Origin of the sequence: Arthrobacter sp. HMWF013, from assembly GCF_003061105.1 — a bacterium.
Classification (GTDB): domain Bacteria; phylum Actinomycetota; class Actinomycetes; order Actinomycetales; family Micrococcaceae; genus Arthrobacter.
Window position 1 is genome coordinate 542 of record NZ_QAIQ01000692.1, and the last position, 3,157, is coordinate 3,698.

A 3,157-nucleotide genomic window follows, 5' to 3' on the forward strand; every position below is an offset into this window, starting at 1 on the left:
CCTGCTACTTGGCGGTTTCGCCGAACCAGGTGGTCTCGAACTTCTTCAGGGTGCCGTCGTCGGTCAGGCGCTTGAGCGTGCCGTTGACCTTCTCAGCCATGGCGGTGTTGCCCTTCTTGATGGCAATACCCAGCTTCTCGCCCGTGGCATAGTCCTCCACGCGCTCGAACTTGGCATCGTCCTTGATGGCGTAGGCCAGGATCGACTGGTTGCCCAGCGCGGCGTCGATGGTGCCGGCCTGGAGGGCCTGGACCAGGAGGCCGCTGTCCTCGAACTGCTGGGCATCGATGCCGTTTTCATCGGCATACTTCGCGCCGGTGGTGGCCTGCTGGACGCCCACCTTCTTGCCCTTGGCGCTCTCAATGTCAGTGATGCCGGACGCCGTGGTGGCCACCAGCGTAAGGTCGTCATCCATGTAGGGATCGGAGAAGTCCATGACGGCCTTGCGGACATCCGTGATGGAGACCGAGGAGATGGAGAGATCGCAGCCGGTGAGCGCGGTTCCGGTCTCAATGGCCTCGAAGGAGCTGTCAACGACGCTGAGTTCGGCGTCCAGGTCCTTGGCAACCTCGGTGGCGATGTCGATGTCGAAACCGACGATCTTGCCGTCCTTCTGGAATTCGAACGGCTCGTAAGGGACGTCAGAGCAGACCGTGAGCTTGCCTGCGTTGATGAGCTGGATTCCGCCCTCGGAGGCTGCCGGGGTGGAGCTGCCACCGCCGCATGCAGTGAGGGTGAGAGCGCCGGCGGCGAGGATCGCTGCTGCCTTGGCGGTCATTTTGGCCGAAGCCAGGGACATGAGCTGCATGTTTTTTACCTTTTGTTGCAGGGGTGTGCGGTACTAAATCGGTTCATAGTGTATCGCTGAAAGCGAGATGTGCGTCACACGAAACTTAGATTCACTATTGGACAACTAAATCACGGGCAAATCAAGCACTAGCTGCGGATGCCGAGTGACTCCAGCATCGGACGGAATTTAGCCCAGGTCTCAGCCAGCTCTGCCTCGGGCTGTGATCCGTCCACGATGCCGCAGCCGGCATAGAGACGCACGGTGTGGGGATCCTCGATCACGGCACCGCGGAGCGCGATGCCCCATTCGCCGTTGCCTGCCGCGTCCAGCCACCCGACCGGCCCGGCGTAAGGGCCACGGTCCAGGTGTTCGAGCTTCCGGATCAGCGACCCCGCCACCAGCGTGGGCGTCCCGCAAACGGCGGCCGTGGGGTGCAGCGCGTTAATCAGTGCAAGGCAGGTGGGGACGTGGCCCTCCACCTCAGCAAGCTCCGCCTTCACGTCCGAGGCCAGATGCCACACGTTCGGCAGCTCCAGGATAAAAGGTTCGTCATGCGCGTTCATGGCTTCCGAAAACGGTGCCAGCTGCGAGGTCAGCGACTGGATGGCGATCTCGTGTTCATGCCGCTGCTTCTCGGATCCGGCAAGCACCCGCTCCGCATACTCCATCGGGATGCCGTCCTCGCCATGCGCATCGCGGCGGTCCAGGGTTCCGGCCAGAACACGGGCCTGGGCGGTGCGGCCCTCCACCTGGATCAGCATCTCGGGCGTCGCGCCCACCAGCCCGTCCACGCCGTACGTCCAGCATTCGCGGTACCGCTGGGCGAGTTCGCGCAGCACCTCCGCATGGCTGACGCCTGCCGGGAGGGTAGCCACGATGTCGCGCGCCAGCACCAGCTTCTCCAGCGCCCCGGTCTGGATTTCCGCCACCCCGGCGGCAACGGCGGCCATCCAGTCCTTTTCGCTGAGCGAACCGGTGTGCAGCGTTGCGCCGGCAGCCAGAGGAACAGGACGTACGACGACGGCGGTGCCCGCCTTCGCGGAACCGTCCGGGGAGGTGCCGTCCCCGGCGGAGGGGGTGGCCGGCGTCGGGAGGTTCCGCAGTGTGTCCTTCGTGCTGCCGCTGCTGAGCCAGCGGTCCAAGGCGGCGAGGGCGCCCTCCCTGGTGAGTTCGCCGTCGTCGACCGTTAACTGGGTGAGCCAGTACTTGCCGTCACGCACGCCCACCACGATCTCGGGCACAATCAGCCGTGATTCAAACGGGGACTTCTTGGAAAAGGCGAACGAGCCGAAAGCCACAGGGCCGGTCCCGGGCAATTCCACGGAATCGGTGATGTCGGCTTCAAGGACGAGGTGGCGCCACCAGATGTCTGCCTCGAGGAAACGCTCCGGGCCGGTGGCCGTGAAGCGGGCGATTTCGCCGAAGCCCACCAGGCCGGCCTCGCGGCGGGTCCAGCAGAGGAGGTCGTCCCGGACCAGAAACTGAGGCAGCCCCTCCGGAGATGCTTTTCCATCCAGGGGGACTGTCAGGGTGCGGAACGTGCTCGTCATGATGAGACAACACTACTCTGCGTAAAGTTCACTGAGCTTTCAGCCCACAGCCCAAGATCCGCGTGTGGTTCGTGGCCCCGCGGAACATTTGCGACAATGGCATGGTGAACCGAGCATCCTTGGATAAGCGTCCGGACGAAGTAGCCACGATGTTTGACGACGTCGCACCTAAATACGACGTCGTCAACGATGTCCTCTCCATGGGACAGACCCGCCGCTGGCGCAAGGTTGTGGTGGATGCCATGGATGTGAAGCCCGGCCAGCGGGTGCTTGACCTGGCCGCCGGCACCGGCACGTCCAGCGAGCCATATGCCGATGCAGGCATAGATGTGATCGCCTGCGATTTCTCCCTTGGAATGCTCAAAGTGGGCAAGCGCCGCCGCCCGGACATCAACTTTGTCGCCGGTGACGCCACCAACCTGCCCTTCGCGGACAACTCCTTTGACGCCAGCACCATCTCGTTCGGCCTGCGGAACGTCAACGAGCCCAAAAAGGCCCTGGCCGAGATGCTCCGCGTCACCAAGCCCGGCGGCAAGCTGGTCATCGCCGAGTTCTCCCAGCCCGTGGTCCCGCTCTGGCGCACCATGTATACGGAATACCTCATGCGCGCCCTGCCTGCCATCGCCGTGAAGGTCGCTTCCAACCCGGACGCCTACGTTTACCTCGCCGAGTCCATCCGCGCCTGGCCGGACCAGGACCACCTCGCCGCCTGGCTGCAGGAATCAGGCTGGGAAGGCGTCAACTACCGCAACCTGACCGGCGGGATCGTGGCCATCCACCGCGCCACCAAGCCGCTGGAATCCACCCCGGATGGGGC

3 protein-coding genes are annotated in these 3,157 nt (G+C 64.1%); 1 reads left to right on the forward strand and 2 read right to left on the reverse strand.

Annotated elements, in window-relative coordinates; all coding sequences use genetic code 11:
* Window positions 1-4: 4 nt before the first annotated feature.
* Together DBR22_RS22485 and DBR22_RS22490 are read right to left on the reverse strand one after the other, a co-directional pair.
* Window positions 5-808 carry an ABC transporter substrate-binding protein gene (locus DBR22_RS22485; protein ID WP_108600805.1) on the reverse strand — a complete coding sequence of 268 codons (804 nt, stop codon included), beginning with the start codon at window positions 806-808 and terminating at the stop codon, window positions 5-7.
* Window positions 809-936: 128 nt separating this feature from the next.
* The gene (locus DBR22_RS22490; RefSeq protein ID WP_108600806.1) at window positions 937-2,340 is read right to left on the reverse strand and encodes an isochorismate synthase; all 1,404 of its coding nucleotides are present in this window, start codon (window positions 2,338-2,340) and stop codon (window positions 937-939) included.
* A gap of 104 nt (window positions 2,341-2,444) precedes the next feature.
* On the opposite strand from DBR22_RS22490, the gene DBR22_RS22495 reads away from it, so the two are divergent.
* The coding region (locus tag DBR22_RS22495; protein WP_258229406.1) for a demethylmenaquinone methyltransferase at window positions 2,445-3,157 on the forward strand (713 nt) is incomplete at its 3' end.

What these genes read in the sequence shown, in the direction of transcription:
- DBR22_RS22485 (WP_108600805.1), bottom strand. Translation starts at nt 808, where the DNA reads ATGCAGCTCATGTCCCTGGCTTCGGCCAAAATGACCGCCAAGGCAGCA.
- DBR22_RS22490 (WP_108600806.1), bottom strand. Translation starts at nt 2,340, where the DNA reads ATGACGAGCACGTTCCGCACCCTGACAGTCCCCCTGGATGGAAAAGCA.